This window comes from Dyella kyungheensis, from assembly GCF_049913195.1.
In the GTDB taxonomy this organism is placed as follows: domain Bacteria; phylum Pseudomonadota; class Gammaproteobacteria; order Xanthomonadales; family Rhodanobacteraceae; genus Dyella; species Dyella kyungheensis.
On the sequence record NZ_CP183983.1, the window covers coordinates 2,343,456 to 2,357,582 of the forward strand.

The window sequence follows — 14,127 nt, forward strand, 5'->3', positions numbered from 1 at the left end:
ATGAACACGCGATTCGATGCCATCGTGGTGGGGGCGGGGCAGGCGGGTCCTTCGTTGGCGCAGCGCCTGGGTGCGTCCGGCCGCAAGGTCGCCTTGATCGAGCGCAAGTTGATGGGCGGCACCTGCGTCAACACCGGCTGCATTCCCACCAAGGCCATGGTGGCGAGCGCATACGTGGCACATACCGGCCGCCGCGCCGCCGAATATGGCGTGGGGACCGGCGATATCACGGTGGCCATGGAGCGCGTCTGGGAGCGCACGCGGGGCATTTCCGATCGCTCGCGCAGCAACGTGGAAAACTGGGTGGCCGGCATGGCCAATGTCACGCTCATCCGGGGGCATGCCCAATTCGAATCGCCGCGGACCCTGCGCGTGGGCGACCAGTTGCTCGAAGCGGATCAGTTCTTCCTCAACGTGGGCGGCCGCGCCGTGGAGCCGGACTTTCCCGGTGTCAAGACCGTGCCCTACCTCACCAATGTCGGCGTGATGGACCTGAAGGAGCTGCCACGCCACCTGGTGATCGTGGGCGGCAGTTACATCGGCCTGGAGTTCGGACAGATGTTCCGCCGCTTCGGTTCGAAGGTGACCATCGTGGAGCGCAGCGAGCGTCTGTTGCCCCGGGAGGATCCGGAAGTATCCGCCGCCGTGCTGGACATCCTCCAGCGCGAGGGCATCGAACTGCATCTGGGCGCCGAATGTATCGAGCTGCAGGGTTCGGCCGGCGCCATCTGCGTCATCGCCGAATGCGCGGAGCCGCGCATGGCCGTGCACGGTACCGATCTTCTGTTGGCCGTGGGGCGTCGACCGAACACGGACGACCTCGGCCTCGATCGAGCCGGCGTGGAACGGGACGACCACGGTTACATCGTGGTGGACGATCAATGCCGCACCAACGTCGACGGCATCTGGGCCATGGGCGACTGCAACGGGCGGGGCGCGTTCACGCACACCTCCTACAACGATTATGAAATCGTCGCGGCCAACGTGCTGGACAACGAATTGCGCCGCATCACCGACCGCATTCCCGCCTATGCGCTCTATATCGATCCGCCGCTCGGGCGCATCGGGCTCACCGAAACCGAGGCACTGCAGCGCGGCTACGACGTGCAGGTCGGCGTGCGCCCGATGACGCGCGTGGGGCGCGCCGTCGAGCGAGGCGAGACGCTGGGGTTCATGAAGGTGATCGTGGATGCACAGAGCGAACGCCTGCTGGGCGCGGCCATTCTTGGCGCCAGCGGTGACGAGGCGATCCATTGCCTGCTCGACACGATGTATGCGGATGCGCCGTATCGCACCGTGACGCATGCGGTGCATATCCATCCCACCGTCGCCGAACTGCTGCCGACAACGTTGCAGGATCTGCATCCCGCCAATGCGAAGGAAGCGCCCGCCCCGTAGAGCGGGCGCCGTCGATCAAGCCTGTTCGCTGGCCGGCTTGCCAAAGCTGGGCGGACGATCCTCCAGTTCCTTGCCGAACGCCGGGTTGGGCTTGTCGCTCATCTGGAACAGCAACGTGCCGCCGGCGGTCAGCTCGGCGTGGCTGATCCAGCTCTTCGTCCACGGCTGGCCGTTCCAGCTGACCGACTGGATATACGGACGGCCCTTGCCGTTGCCCTGCGTCTGCACCACCAGGCGCTTGCCGCCGGCCAGCTGGACTTCGGCGCGATCCAGCAGCGGGCTGCCGAACACGTAGTTGGTGCTCACCGGATCCACCGCGTACAGGCCCAGCGCGCTCATCACGTACCAGGCGCTCATCTGGCCGCAATCCTCGTTGCCGGGCAGGCCGTCGGGTTCGGGCAGGTACATGGTTTCCAGCAGCATGCGCACGCGCGCCTGCGTCTTGTGATGCGCGCCGGTGTAGGCGTAGAGATAGGGCATGTGATGGCCCGGCTCGTTGCCGAACGCAAACTGGCCGACCATGCCGGCGATATCCGGCGGCGCATCGGCCGGCAGTTCGGAATCGGTGGTGAAGAGCTGATCCAACTTCTGCTCGAACGTGTCGCTGCCGCCGAACAACGTCATGTACGTATACACGTCATGCTGGTTGAGGAAGGTCGCCTGCCAGGCATTGGACTCGGTGAAGTCGCGCCACTTCTTGGAATGGCCGATGGCACGCGGATCGAACGGCTCCAACCATGAGCCGTCGCTGGCACGCGGGCGCGCGAAGTTCACGTTCTTGTCGAACACGTTGCGGTAGTTCTGCGAACGAGCCTTCAGCGCGGCGGCATCGTCGTCCTGGCCGAGGTTCTCGGCGTAGTGCGCCATCACCCAGTCGTCATAGGCGTATTCGAGCGTCTTGCTGACCGCTTCGCTTTCGACATCGCTGGGGATGTAACCGCGCTTGCGGTATTCGGGCAGGCCGAAGTAATCGTCTTCCATCGCGCGCCGGCGGAACACCGGCCACGCTGCCGCATAGTCGATGCCGGTGAAGCCCTTGGCCTGGGCTTCGGCAATCACCACGGCGGAGTGGTAGCCGATCATGCACACCGTTTCGATGCCCTGCAGCGGCCATACCGGCGGGCCGGCCGGACTCTCCTGCGCCATGCGCACGAGGCCGTTGACCAGGTCCGGCACGCGCTCACTCTGGTACAGCGTGAACAGCGGGTGCTCGGCGCGATAGGTATCCCACAGCGAGTACGTGCTGTAGTTGTGCTGTCCCTGCGGCAGCTGGTGCAGCTTCATGTCCATGCCGCGATAGCGGCCGTCCACGTCGCTGAACAGGGTGGGGGCGAGCATGGTGTGATAGAGCGCGCTGTAGAAAGTGCGCTTGATGTCGTCCGACGACGATTCGATGCGGATGCGGCTGAGTTCGCTTTCCCAGGCCGCTTCGGCCGCGGCCTGCACGCCGTCGAAATCCCATGCGGGAATTTCGGTGGTGAGATTGCGCAGCGCGCCTTCCACGTCCACGCCGGAGATGCCCACCTTCACCAGCAGCGGCGCATCGTTGAGCCTGTCGTAGTGGAGCGCGGCCTTGAGGTTGATGCCTTTGGCCTGGGTCTCGCCGTCGGCGAGCGGGGCGTCGTCCGAGTACAGCGTGGCGCGCTTGAACGGACGCGACACCTTGAGGGCGAAGTAGATATGGCGTCCGTCGGCCCACTGGTGCACGCGACGGCCACCGACCAGCGTGTCGTTGCCGACCAGCTGCAGTTGCGCATCGGTGACCTTGGCGGGCTTCTTCGGATCGTCATGGAAGCCGTGCGCGAAATCGACCAGCAGGTGGGCTTCGCCCGATTGCTGGAAGGTGTAGCGATGGATGCCGGCGCGTTCGGTCGCGGTGAGCTCGGCGAGCACGTGGCTGTCGGTGAGCTGCACGCGGTAATAGCCCGGCCGTGCCTGCTCGCCGGTGTAATGCGAGCGATAGCCCTTGACGCCGGTCTTGTAGCCCTTCGGCTCGGCGCCCTTGCCGGGACGCACGCCGTCGTAGCGCGAGTGATAGTTCACGCCGTCGTAGTCGCGATCGCCCGGTTGCAGCAACACCGGTCCCATGGCGGGAACGACCAGCACGTCCAGCATGTCGGCGGCGCCGGTGCCGGACAGGTGCGTGTGCGAGAAACCCATGATCGAGCCATCGCCCTGGTGGTAGCCGGAGCTGCCGTCCCATTGCGAGTCGTTGGTGTCCGGGCCCAGCTGCATCATGCCGAAGGGCATGCTGGGACCGGGATAGGTATGGCCGTGGCCGCCGGTGCCGACGAAGACATCGACATGGCGCGATACGGCGTCCGCGAGCGCGGTCTTCTTCACGGGCCGGGCAAACGCCGGAAGCGCATGGGCACCGCTGCCTAGAACACTGAGTGCGGCCATGCCTTGCAGGAAGCGGCGGCGCGTAACCATGTCTGACTCCTTCGAAAACGAGACGTGGCCGCCGATGGTGGCCATCACGATGGGGAAAAGGTGCTACGCCTTGCGCAGCACGTCCGGATGACGATCGGCCAGCTCGACGATGAGTTCACCGAACAAGGTGTTGGCCCAGGCGAACCAGGCGCGCGTGTACTTGGCCGGATCGTCCTGGTCGAATGCTTCGTGCATGAAACCGGTGCCGGCATGCGTGCTCTTGAGCCATGCCAGGCACTGCGCGATCTCGCTGGCGTTGCCGGTGGTGAAGGCGCGCATCATGATCGACATCGGCCAGATCATGCGCAGGCCCTCGTGCGGTCCGCCGATGCCTTCGCCCGCGCTGCCCTTGAAGAAATACGGATTGCGCACGCTCCACACCTGTGCGCGCGTGCGCTGGTAACGGGCATCGTCCTGCGTGCAGGCACCCAGGTAAGGCAGGGCGAGCAGGCTGGGGACGTTGGCGTCGTCCATGAACAGCTGATTGCCGTAGCCATCCACTTCATAGGCCCAATAGTCGCCGGCATCGCCATGGATCACGCCATGCGCATGGACCGCGCGCTGGATCTCATCGGCCAACGCCACGCAATCGCTTGCCGTGGCTTCGTCATGCCGAATGGCGCGCAGCATCTCCGCCAACTGGCGCAGGCTGGTCACTGCAAACAGGTTGCCCGGGATATTGAACGGATAGACCGTGGCATCGTCCGACGGCCGGAACATCGCGTGGATCATGCCCACCGGCTTGGTCGGATTGCCGTAACCGAGCAGGAACTGCGATTCGGTGGGCCGGGGCGAGGTGCGCTGGAACTGATAGGGGCCCGGGCCATCCTTGCGCTGCTGTTCGCGGAAGGTCTTGAGCACGATGCGCATCGCTTCGTGCCAGTCGTCATCGAATGCCGTGGTGTCGCCGGTCGCCTTCCAATAGCCGTGCGCGAGGCGGATCGGATAGCACAGCGAATCGATCTCCCATTTCCGCTCGGCCACGCCGGGCTTCATATCAGTAATGTCGTGCTGGGCCCAGTCCAGGTTGGACTTGGCCGTAGGATCGGGCATGAAGGCGTTCGCGTAGGGATCGATGCGGATGCACCGCGCATGGCGATGGATCAGGCCGCGAAACAGCTGCTGCAGCGCCTTGTCCTGTTTGGCCAGCCGCACGTACGGCCAGACCTGCGCGGACGAATCGCGCATCCACATCGCATCGATGTCGCCGGTGACGATGAACGTGTCGGGCTTGCCGCCCAGGGTGCCGACGTTGACCGTGGTATCCAGCGTGTTCGGGAAGCAGTTCTCGAACATCCAGGCCAGTTCGGGATCAGCGATCCGCGCCTTGGTCTGCGCCAGCAGTTTCTCCACGGCGGCGCTGGTGAATTTGCGCTTGCCGACGGGTGGCCGCTGGCTGATGAAGGTCTTGCCAGGAGCGGCGATGACGCCATCGGAAAGCAAGGCGGCCGCCGGGGCCAATGCCATCCATTTGAGCAGGTTGCGGCGGGTGGTGATCACTTGGCGGTCTCCGCTTGTACCGTGTCGACCAGCGAGGTCAGCTTCAACGCGGCCTTGAGGCTTGCCAGGTCGGCCGTGCTGTCGACCGCAATATCGATGTGTTCGCCGGGCAGCAGGTCGAACGCGTTGCCGGACAGGTTGGCGTCGAGCTTGCCGAAGTCGATCCACACACCACGCGCGAGCTGCTTGCTGCTGATGCGCAGTGTCTTGCCCTCATCGCGCCACTCGGCATGCAGCCCGGGTTGACGGGGCAGCGCCAGGGTCTTGGCGACGCCGAAGTAGAGCAGGTGATGCGCGACGACACGGCCGTCCTCGATCACGTCGAACGAAGCCACGGTATTGGCGGCACGGCCACCATGCAGCAGCGCGGCATCCGTGTACTCGCCGAGCTTGGTGCTGGCCAGCGCTGTCGCATCGACCGTCTGGCTGGTCTCGTTCAGCGACTTGCCGGCCATGTCCATGATGTGCGTTCGAACGGTGGCCTTGAACGGCGTGGTGCGGTCGGAGACGAGATAGAGGCTGGTGCGTCCGTCACGGCGGATCGGCACGATATCCACCGGCGCATAGAAGCGCTTGGCGTGGTACTGCAAGGCCTTCCAGCGGCCGAAGTAGTCGAGGCTGGACCACGACGGCCCCGGCCACACATCGTTGAGCTGCCAATACAGCGAGCCCATGCTTTGCGGCCGCGCGCTGCGCAGATGCTCGGCGGCCAGTTCGATGCCTTCGGCCTGCATCAGCTGGCTGAGATACACGAACGAAGCGAAATCCTTCGGCTCGCCATAATTCGCACGGATGTAGAGCAGCAGGCGATCGTTGCCGTTGCCATTGGCGAACTTCTGGTGCGCGCGCATCACCGGCGAGTTCGGCGTCATGTCGCTGGGCGCGGCGAAGCGTTCGATGGTCGACATCACCGGGAACGACTGCAGGCCGTATTCGGACTGGAAGCGCGGCGTCACGTCCAGGTAGTGATCGATCGGCTCGGAGCCCGACCACACCTTCCAGTAGTGATAGTCGCCGTCGTTGAGCACGTTGGCTTCGCCGTCGAAATCCGTGCTGGGCGAACTGGCCCAGTAGGGCACGTCGGAATCGTTCTCCTTCACCACCTTGCGCAGCGTGTTGTTGAACAACTCGCGCATGCCGGTCTCGATGCGCTGGCGTTCGTCGGCGGCGATCGACTTCTGGAAGTCGATGCGATCCGGCCAGGATTCCCAGCCGGTCTGCACTTCGTTGTTGCCGCACCACAGCACGATGCTCGGATGGTTGCGCAAGCGGCGCACCTGCTCCTCGGCCTCGACGCGCGAATTGCCGAGGAAAGCCGAGTCGTACGGCGTGATCGCGCCGCCGAACATGAAGTCCTGCCAGATCATGATGCCCAGCTGGTCGGCCAGGTCGTAGAACGCATCGCTCTGGTAATAACCGCCGCCCCACATGCGCAGCATGTTCATGTTGGCGTCGCGGGTGGAGGTGAGCAGTTGCTTCAGCTGTTCGGGCGTGGTGCGCTCGGGAAAGCTGTCGGTGGGAATGAGATCCGCGCCCTTGGCGAAGATCGGCACGCCGTTCACCACGAAGGCAAAGCTGCGACCCCAGGCATCCTTGTCGCGGTTCAATTGAACGCTGCGCAGGCCGGTGTTGCGGTCGGCGCTGACGAGTAGATCGTTGCCGCGCTTCACCTCGACGTGGAAGCGGTAAAGATTTTGCTGGCCGTAGCCTACCGGCCACCAACGCTGCGGATGGTCGATCAGCAACGGCAGCTGCAGGGTGTTGTTGCCCGCGGTGAGCGAGACATCTTTCGCCATCTGGCCGTTGCTGCCATCGGGACCTGTCCACGTCAGCGTGACCTGCGCGGCACCGGCCTTGCCTGCCTGCAGCGACACTTCGGCGGCCAGTTCGGCGCGATCGGCATCCACGTGCGGCTGGGCGATGTGGAAATCGTCCAGTCGCGCGTCGGTCCAGCTTTCCAGCCGCACCGGCTGCCAGATGCCGATGGTGACGAAGCGCGGACCCCAGTCCCAGCCGTACTGGTAGTTGGCCTTGCGTACGTAGTTGGAGGTTTGCTTGCCCTTGGGCTCGTCGCCGAACGCCGAGTCGAACTCGCCGGGCAGGGCATACGATTGCATCAACAGCCAGGGCTGCAGCTTGGCGATGGGCGAGTGCAGGCGCACCAGCAGCGTATTGTTGCCGGCGTGCAGCACATGCTTCACCGGGATGCGCCAGCGGCGGAACATGTTGCCGGTCTTCAGCAGCGGCTTGTCGTTGACGACGATGTCGGCGAACGTGTCCACGCCGTCGAATACCAGGTCGACGTGATCCTGTTTCAGCGTGCCGGCGTCGACGTTGAAGGTCAGCTGGTAATCCCAATCGGCCAGGCCGATCCACTGCAGTTGCGCTTCGTTGTCGCGGTAGAACGGATCGCCGATGTTGCCGGTGGTCAGCAGATCGGTCTGCACGCTGCCGGGCACGTGAGCGGGAGTCCAGCTGGTGAGGTCCGCATGCTGCGAGGCCTGCGCCGACTCGGGCAGCAGGCGGAACTGCCAGCCATTATCGAGCGGCGTCGCCGTGGCGGCCAGGACGGACGCAGGCGCGAAGGCGACGGCGGCCAGCAGGCCAACGGAAAGACGGGTCAGGGATGACAAGGCCATACGCTCCGCATCGTGCTGAAGAACCTTTTTCGCCCAGGGCGAAATAAAGAAGAAAAGCCTCCAAAAAAACGGGCGCTACGAGAGCGCCCGGAAGTGGGAGGGTCTTACAACGTGAAGCTCAGGGTGAGCATGTAACTGCGACCGTGGAACCGATAACCGAGAGACACATCACGCTGGCGGAAGATGCCGGGGATCCGCGAGGACGCCAGTGGCGCGAGCCGAGTCACGTGCGGCGAATGCCAGCGACAGGCCGCCGCGTGGCCATCTGGCAACCGGCGCTTCAGCGCCCAGGCCATGCCCGTCCGAAGTGCGCTTTCGCGATGGGTCAAACCATTCTCCCCTGCAACAACAATCGGTCCAACGTGCCGCAGAAGGCGGGCTGACGTGAGCACGCGCACCTTCCATCGACTCTTTCGGGCCGAAACGAGCAGCGCTGCCTCGCGACTGCGGTCTGGTTCGTCGCCATCAACGGGGCGCGGAGCCAGTGAGTTGGCAGCGCCTGAGGCGGCGCCAATGGTCTTCATTCTTGAAGTCAGTTGACGGCCTTGTCAACAGTAAATTTCTCACGATCTAAAAAATTCCCGGCAAGCTTAATATGCTGATTTTCATCAGGAAAATATCGATCAAAAATATTGCAGTGCAATATGCGAGTGCTCGACTTGAATCGATTTAAAGGAGAGGGTGGGCGCGCCTGCGAGCCAGGCGCGAGCGACAGCTCAAGCGGGGACTGGGGTTTCGTGACACGCGAGGTATCCATGGCGCCGTCGTTGAGCCAAGGAAACGCATTGCTGCAACGCACCGGCGACTGTTGCGTCTTTGACACACTTGCCTCGGCGTGCACGGCGACGGCGTGGATTCGCTCAGGCGCGCAGCCGTTGGGCAAGGTGTTTCCTCTCGTTTGACTTGGCGCATACTCCAAGCGCGCGATGCGCCCGGGGAATCGAAAATTCATGCACTCCGACAGCACCACTTCCGAGTATGTGTGGCCGCCTTCCGTGTCGGGATTCGACATGCCCTCGCCGTTGCCAGGCGGCGATAGCGGGGCAGGTCCGCTGATGATCGCTTTCCTCAGCGGACCACCGGACCACTACTGGATTGAAGCGTTCGCCGCCGAAGTGTCGGATTTCAAGGCGCGGCACGGTTTGCTCGACGTGCGTATCGATGCGCGGCAACTGGTGGTCACCGGCGACGCGTCGCAGTTGCGCAGCGTGACCGCCGACCTGCGCGATTTCGTGCATCGCGTGTCGCGCATCAGCCTGCAGCGGCGCGTGCTGGAACGCTTCGCGCCGGGCTTTACCTCGACGGCCGCCGAGCATGCAGCGGCCACGCGCGACGTCAACCTGGTGGCCCACCTGCCGGGCGTGGCGGCCATCCTCGAAGCCGTGTCGCGCGAAACCGGCATGCGCTTCGCCACCGTGGCACGGGTTTCCGATACGCGATGGACGGCATGCGCGGTCCACGACACGATCCACTTCGGACTGCGCGCCGGACAGGACCTGGTACTGGAGACGACCATCTGCAACGAGATTCGCGAGCATGGCCGCACCGTGACATTCAGTCACGCGAGCGCGCATCCGCAATTTTCGAAACACCCGACGCCGGCGTTGTACGGTTTCGAGAGCTACATCTCGGTGCCGATCTACCGGGCAAACGGGCAATTTTTCGGAACCCTGTGCGCGGTCGATCCCCAGCCGAGATACCTGGACCAAGCCACGGTCGCCATCGTCGAGAATTTCGCCCGCGCCATCGCTGCGGAAATCGATGCGCGGATGGCAGGCGCTTCGTACAGCGAGTAAGCCATGCCTGTTCGGCTCAGCGCGGCGGCGTCGACGCCGACGGCGCAGGGCCCGTATCCGGTCGCACTTCTTGATGCGTGGCAGCGCGATAGCCGCCCACGGCAAGGATGAGCAGGAGCGCGACGATGAAGGCGATCAAGGCGGCCCGGCGCGATAGGTTCATGGGCTCTGGCATCTCGCGGTGTGCGACAACGGCACGGGATCAGGTGACCTCGGCCTCGACCGCGCGCATGTCGACCAGCCGATAGCCGACATAGGGCAGCGTATGCAGCAACGGGTAGGCAAAAGGTTTGTCGATCGCCCGGCGCAGAATGTACAGATGCGAACGCAAGGTGTCCGAATCCGGCAGCGACTCGCCCCACACCTGCCGTTCAATGCGCTCCCGCGACACCACCTTGGGCGACTCCCGCATCAGGAACTCGAGTATCCGCAACGGAACCGGGCCGATCTCGATCGGCTGGCCCGCGCGGGTGACTTCCAGCGTGCCGGTATCGAAGGTCAGGTCGCCCACGGCGAGAATGCCTTGCACGGTCTTGCCTTGATCGCGGCGAATCAGCACGCTGAGCCGGGCGCCAAGTTCGCGCAGATCGAACGGCTTGCAGATGTAATCGTCGGCGCCGCCATCGAGGGCCTGAAGCTTGTCTTCCAGGCTGGTATGGCCCGTGAGCATGACGATCGGCGTGGTGCTTCGGTGTTCCGTGCGCAAGCGGCGACAGACCGTCATTCCATCCAGCCCGGGCAAGCCCTTGTCGAGAATGACGACGTCGTATTTCTGGTCGGCGGCCAGCCGCAACCCGGTCATGCCGTCGTGCGCGTAGTCCACCGCATAGCCACGCTGGTCGAGATAGATCCCGACGGACTGCGCGAGTTCGACGTTGTCTTCAACGATCAGGACGAAGCCTGCGTTGCGTATCTTGGGCCGGTCAGGAGACATGGTTGCCTTGTTCGTACGAGCAGACACTAAGTGCGCCAATCACTATGACCTCCGTGTGAAATATTTCCTAAGGCGACCAAGCCTAGGGCTATCGGGGCGGGAAATTCAGGCCCATGGGCAACCCATGGTCGCGCGCTGACGCGTTACTGCGGCTGGCGATGACATTAGACCGTCAAATGTATGGCGCCCTGATGCGCACTGGCCCGAGTTTCGTTTTACAACTCTGCGCTTGCGGCGTTGCAGACGCTTCACTGGACCCGGCCCCTGAAGCGCGACCTAACGCGGTGCCTGTCTTCATGCCAGTCAGGCATCGGTTGCACAGGTGGTTCACGGCATCGGCCTAGCATCCGTTCGACGAAACCGAATGGCGAGGTGTCCCGTGAAATCTTCAGCATGTACGACCTTGATCGCCGTCATGGCGGCGCTGCCGCTGGCAGCGATGGCTGCGCCGCAAGCCACGCCGCCTGCGGCGACTTCAACGGGGCACGCGGCCGACAATACGGCGGTCAATGCGCGTGATCGATCCGGCGATACGCCAACCAGTTCATCGCAATCCAACGATGCCAGCGACGTCAAGCTGGCGGCGGCGGTGCGGCGCGCGCTTACCAAGGATTCGTCGCTGTCGACGCTCGCTCACAACGTCAAGCTGATGGCGAGCGGCGGTTCGGTGACGCTGCGCGGGCCCGTCAAGAGCGAGGACGAAAAATCGCGAGTGGAATCCATTGCCCGTTCCGTGGCCGGCGTTTCCCAGGTGACGAACGAACTTGAGATCAAACCCTAAACGCCTGCGGAGGCTGTCATGAAAGATTCCGTTTACTGCATTGCCACGACCATCGATCAGGCCGAAAGCATCGTGCTCAACCTGAAGCAACAGGGCTTCACCAGCGATGCGATTTCGGCGCTGCTGCCCGATAAGCGCGGCAGCAAGGATTTCGCCCATGAGCACAACACCAAGGCGCCGGAAGGTGCCGCCACGGGCGGCGTTGCCGGTCTCGGTGTCGGTGCTGCGCTGGGATGGTTGGCGGGCATTGGCGCCCTGGCGATTCCCGGGCTTGGGCCGTTCATCGCCGCGGGTCCCATCATGGCCGCGTTGAGCGGCGCCGCGGTTGGCGGTGCGGCCGGTGGTGTCATCGGCGGCCTGGTGGGATTGGGCATGCCCGAATACGAGGCCAAGCGCTACGACGCGAAAATCCGCGAGGGCAATATCCTTATCTCGGTACATGTCGAGACGTCCGAGCAGCGCACGCTGGCCAAGGACATTTTCAAGCACCACGACGCCAAGGATATTTCCAGCGCCTCCGAGGCCAAGCCGGCCTGATGTCGGGAGTGCGACCACCTGGCCAGGGCCGGGTGGTCGCACGGCATGTCAATCCTTCGGTGCCTTGGCCGGAATGAACGGCGAGACGGGGTCGCTGGCGGGAAAGGTTTCCTCCAGTGCCTCCTGATGATTGTCCGATTCCTTCTGCTTGCGAGCTTCCCGTTCGGCTGCGGTTTCCGTCTGCTCGGTCTGCGCATCGTGCGGATGAGGAAGGTCTTTGCGGTCTTTGCTGGACATGGCGCGTGCTCGTTTGGGCGGGAGGTCGTAGGTTCATGCTCCGCCCGGTCAGGTGATGCAGGTGCACGCCTTGTGTTATGCCGCTTGTGACGGATGTGTCGACACGCCTGCTTGTCAATGACCGGCGTGACCTCGACCAGACGCCGTCTTCGCCCTCTGTGTACGCGACACTAACCTCTCATGGCTTGCAATGCGCGAGGGACACCTCGCAGGCGGCGTACGCATGACCGATGACACGACAAAACGATTTGCCGGCGTGCCATTCACCCGGCGAAACTTCCTGCAGATGATCAGTGTCGCGGGTGTGTCATCGGGCCTGGCCTCGTTTCACTTGCATGCTGCCACCGGCCCCGGACCGTCGGCTGCGGCGGGGTCGCGTGGGGCCGCCCAGACATCGGTAAGTCTGCTGGTGAACGGCCAGCAGAAAACCTTGTCCGTCGATAACCGGACAACACTGCTGGATGCGTTGCGCGATCACCTTCAGCTGACCGGCACCAAGAAGGGCTGCGACCATGGGCAATGCGGCGCCTGCACGGTTCACGTCAACGGTCGCCGCGTCAACGCCTGTTTGAGCCTGGCGGCGATGCACGATGGCGACACGATCACCACCATCGAGGGCCTGGGTCAGCCGGGTGCCTTGCATCCCATGCAGCAGGCCTTCGTCGATCACGACGGTTATCAATGCGGTTATTGCACGTCGGGCCAGATCATGTCCGCCGTTGCCGTATTGAAAGAACCCTGGGGTGGCGACGACGCCAGCATCCGCGAAGCCATGAGCGGAAACATCTGCCGCTGTGGCGCGTACAAGAACATCCTGGCAGCCATCAAACAGGTCAAGTCGGCCTAGGTATCCGCATGCAGGCATTCACTTATACACGCGCAAAAAGCATTGACCACGCCATCGAAACCAGCGCGCGGGCATCGACGGCGCAGCAGGGCGCCGAGATCCGTTTCGTCGCCGGCGGCACGACCCTGATCGACCTGATGAAGCTCGATGTCGAACGTCCCGTGCAGGTGATCGACATCAACCGGCTTCCGCTGTCGACCATCGAACGCGATGCGGACGGCGGCTACCGGATCGGCGCGCTGGTGCGCAATGCCGATCTGGCCAATCATCCGCAGATCCGCCAAGCGTATCCGGTGCTGTCGCAGGCGTTGCTGTCGGGTGCCTCCGGTCAGTTGCGCAATATGGCCACCACCAGCGGCAATCTGCTTCAGCGCACGCGCTGCGTCTATTTTCGCGACGTGCACAGCGCCTGCAACAAACGTTCGCCGGGCAGCGGATGCGCCGCGCTGGAGGGTTACCACCGCAATCTCGCCATTCTGGGTGGCAGCGAGCATTGCATCGCCACCAATCCTTCCGACATGAATGTGGCGCTGATGGCCCTGGGCGCCACCGTCGCCATCCAGGGCCCCAAAGGCAAGCGCGACGTGCCGCTGGCCGATTTCTTCCTGTTGCCTGGCGACACGCCCCAACGGGAAACGGTGATGGAGCCCGGCGATCTCATTACCCACGTCCGCCTTGCCCGCGCGCAGCCTCAGGCAAAGTCGTTGTATCTGAAGCTGCGGGATCGCGCTTCCTACGAATTTGCCCTGGCCTCGGTCGCCATTGTGGTGGGGCTCGAAGGAGGGCGCATCCGTGACGCTGCGATCGCCATGGGCGGCGTGGGAACGCGGCCATGGCGATCGGCCGCGGCGGAACAGGTATTGCGAGACAGCGCTCCGGGGCCGGCTGTGTTTCAGAAGGCCGCCCAGGCATTCCTTGCGGATGCAAAGCCGCATCCCGGCAATCAATTCAAGCTGGAGCTCGCGCGACGTTGCCTGCTCAAGGCACTGGGCGATGTCACCACGACCGCATGATGGGATGGGCCG

General features: G+C 63.9%; 14 protein-coding genes. 6 read left to right on the top strand and 8 right to left on the bottom strand.

What is annotated here, in order from left to right; genetic code table 11:
• Positions 1 to 1,398 (top strand): FAD-containing oxidoreductase, encoded by a 1,398-nt coding sequence (locus ACN9MB_RS10465; protein ID WP_426271761.1) that lies wholly within the window; start codon positions 1 to 3, stop codon positions 1,396 to 1,398.
• A 15-nt stretch (positions 1,399 to 1,413) separates the two neighbouring features.
• Here the strand turns inward: ACN9MB_RS10465 and ACN9MB_RS10470 are convergent, their stop codons facing one another.
• From ACN9MB_RS10470 to ACN9MB_RS10490, 5 genes are all read right to left on the bottom strand, one after another.
• Positions 1,414 to 3,831, bottom strand: coding sequence for a GH92 family glycosyl hydrolase (locus tag ACN9MB_RS10470; RefSeq protein WP_426271762.1), 2,418 nt, complete (start codon positions 3,829 to 3,831; stop codon positions 1,414 to 1,416).
• A 63-nt stretch (positions 3,832 to 3,894) separates the two neighbouring features.
• Positions 3,895 to 5,298, bottom strand: coding sequence for a glycoside hydrolase family 125 protein (locus tag ACN9MB_RS10475; RefSeq protein WP_426271906.1), 1,404 nt, complete (start codon positions 5,296 to 5,298; stop codon positions 3,895 to 3,897).
• A 29-nt stretch (positions 5,299 to 5,327) separates the two neighbouring features.
• Complete coding sequence (locus tag ACN9MB_RS10480; protein WP_426271763.1) at positions 5,328 to 7,970, bottom strand: beta-mannosidase; 2,643 nt, start codon at positions 7,968 to 7,970, stop codon at positions 5,328 to 5,330.
• Between the two features lie 104 nt (positions 7,971 to 8,074).
• Complete coding sequence (locus ACN9MB_RS10485) at positions 8,075 to 8,494, bottom strand: hypothetical protein (RefSeq protein WP_426271764.1); 420 nt, start codon at positions 8,492 to 8,494, stop codon at positions 8,075 to 8,077.
• Between the two features lie 8 nt (positions 8,495 to 8,502).
• Positions 8,503 to 8,982: a hypothetical protein gene (locus ACN9MB_RS10490; protein ID WP_426271765.1), complete on the bottom strand. Its 480-nt coding sequence runs from the start codon at positions 8,980 to 8,982 to the stop codon at positions 8,503 to 8,505.
• Here ACN9MB_RS10490 and ACN9MB_RS10495 point away from each other — a divergent pair.
• Positions 8,981 to 9,766: a GAF domain-containing protein gene (locus ACN9MB_RS10495; RefSeq protein ID WP_204637819.1), complete on the top strand. Its 786-nt coding sequence runs from the start codon at positions 8,981 to 8,983 to the stop codon at positions 9,764 to 9,766. The two genes, ACN9MB_RS10490 and ACN9MB_RS10495, sit on opposite strands and share 2 nt — an antisense overlap.
• A 16-nt stretch (positions 9,767 to 9,782) precedes the next feature.
• On the opposite strand, the gene ACN9MB_RS10500 is transcribed toward ACN9MB_RS10495, so the two are convergent.
• A complete protein-coding gene (locus tag ACN9MB_RS10500; RefSeq protein WP_426271766.1) occupies positions 9,783 to 9,929 on the bottom strand; it encodes a hypothetical protein in 147 nt (48 codons plus the stop codon).
• Positions 9,930 to 9,968: 39 nt separating this feature from the next.
• Complete coding sequence (locus ACN9MB_RS10505; protein ID WP_204637821.1) at positions 9,969 to 10,700, bottom strand: response regulator transcription factor; 732 nt, start codon at positions 10,698 to 10,700, stop codon at positions 9,969 to 9,971.
• A gap of 415 nt (positions 10,701 to 11,115) precedes the next feature.
• Between ACN9MB_RS10505 and ACN9MB_RS10510 the strand changes: the two genes are divergently transcribed.
• Both ACN9MB_RS10510 and ACN9MB_RS10515 read left to right on the top strand, forming a co-directional pair.
• Complete coding sequence (locus ACN9MB_RS10510) at positions 11,116 to 11,481, top strand: BON domain-containing protein (RefSeq protein WP_426271767.1); 366 nt, start codon at positions 11,116 to 11,118, stop codon at positions 11,479 to 11,481.
• Positions 11,482 to 11,499: 18 nt separating this feature from the next.
• Positions 11,500 to 12,018, top strand: coding sequence for a hypothetical protein (locus ACN9MB_RS10515; RefSeq protein WP_426271768.1), 519 nt, complete (start codon positions 11,500 to 11,502; stop codon positions 12,016 to 12,018).
• Between the two features lie 48 nt (positions 12,019 to 12,066).
• Here the strand turns inward: ACN9MB_RS10515 and ACN9MB_RS10520 are convergent, their stop codons facing one another.
• Positions 12,067 to 12,255 carry a hypothetical protein gene (locus ACN9MB_RS10520; RefSeq protein ID WP_204637824.1) on the bottom strand — a complete coding sequence of 63 codons (189 nt, stop codon included), beginning with the start codon at positions 12,253 to 12,255 and terminating at the stop codon, positions 12,067 to 12,069.
• A 223-nt stretch (positions 12,256 to 12,478) separates the two neighbouring features.
• Here ACN9MB_RS10520 and ACN9MB_RS10525 point away from each other — a divergent pair, with 223 nt between their 5' ends.
• A complete protein-coding gene (locus tag ACN9MB_RS10525) occupies positions 12,479 to 13,102 on the top strand; it encodes a 2Fe-2S iron-sulfur cluster-binding protein (protein WP_426271769.1) in 624 nt (207 codons plus the stop codon).
• An 8-nt stretch (positions 13,103 to 13,110) separates the two neighbouring features.
• Positions 13,111 to 14,115 carry an FAD binding domain-containing protein gene (locus tag ACN9MB_RS10530; protein WP_204637880.1) on the top strand — a complete coding sequence of 335 codons (1,005 nt, stop codon included), beginning with the start codon at positions 13,111 to 13,113 and terminating at the stop codon, positions 14,113 to 14,115.
• The last annotated feature ends 12 nt before the right edge of the window (positions 14,116 to 14,127 follow it).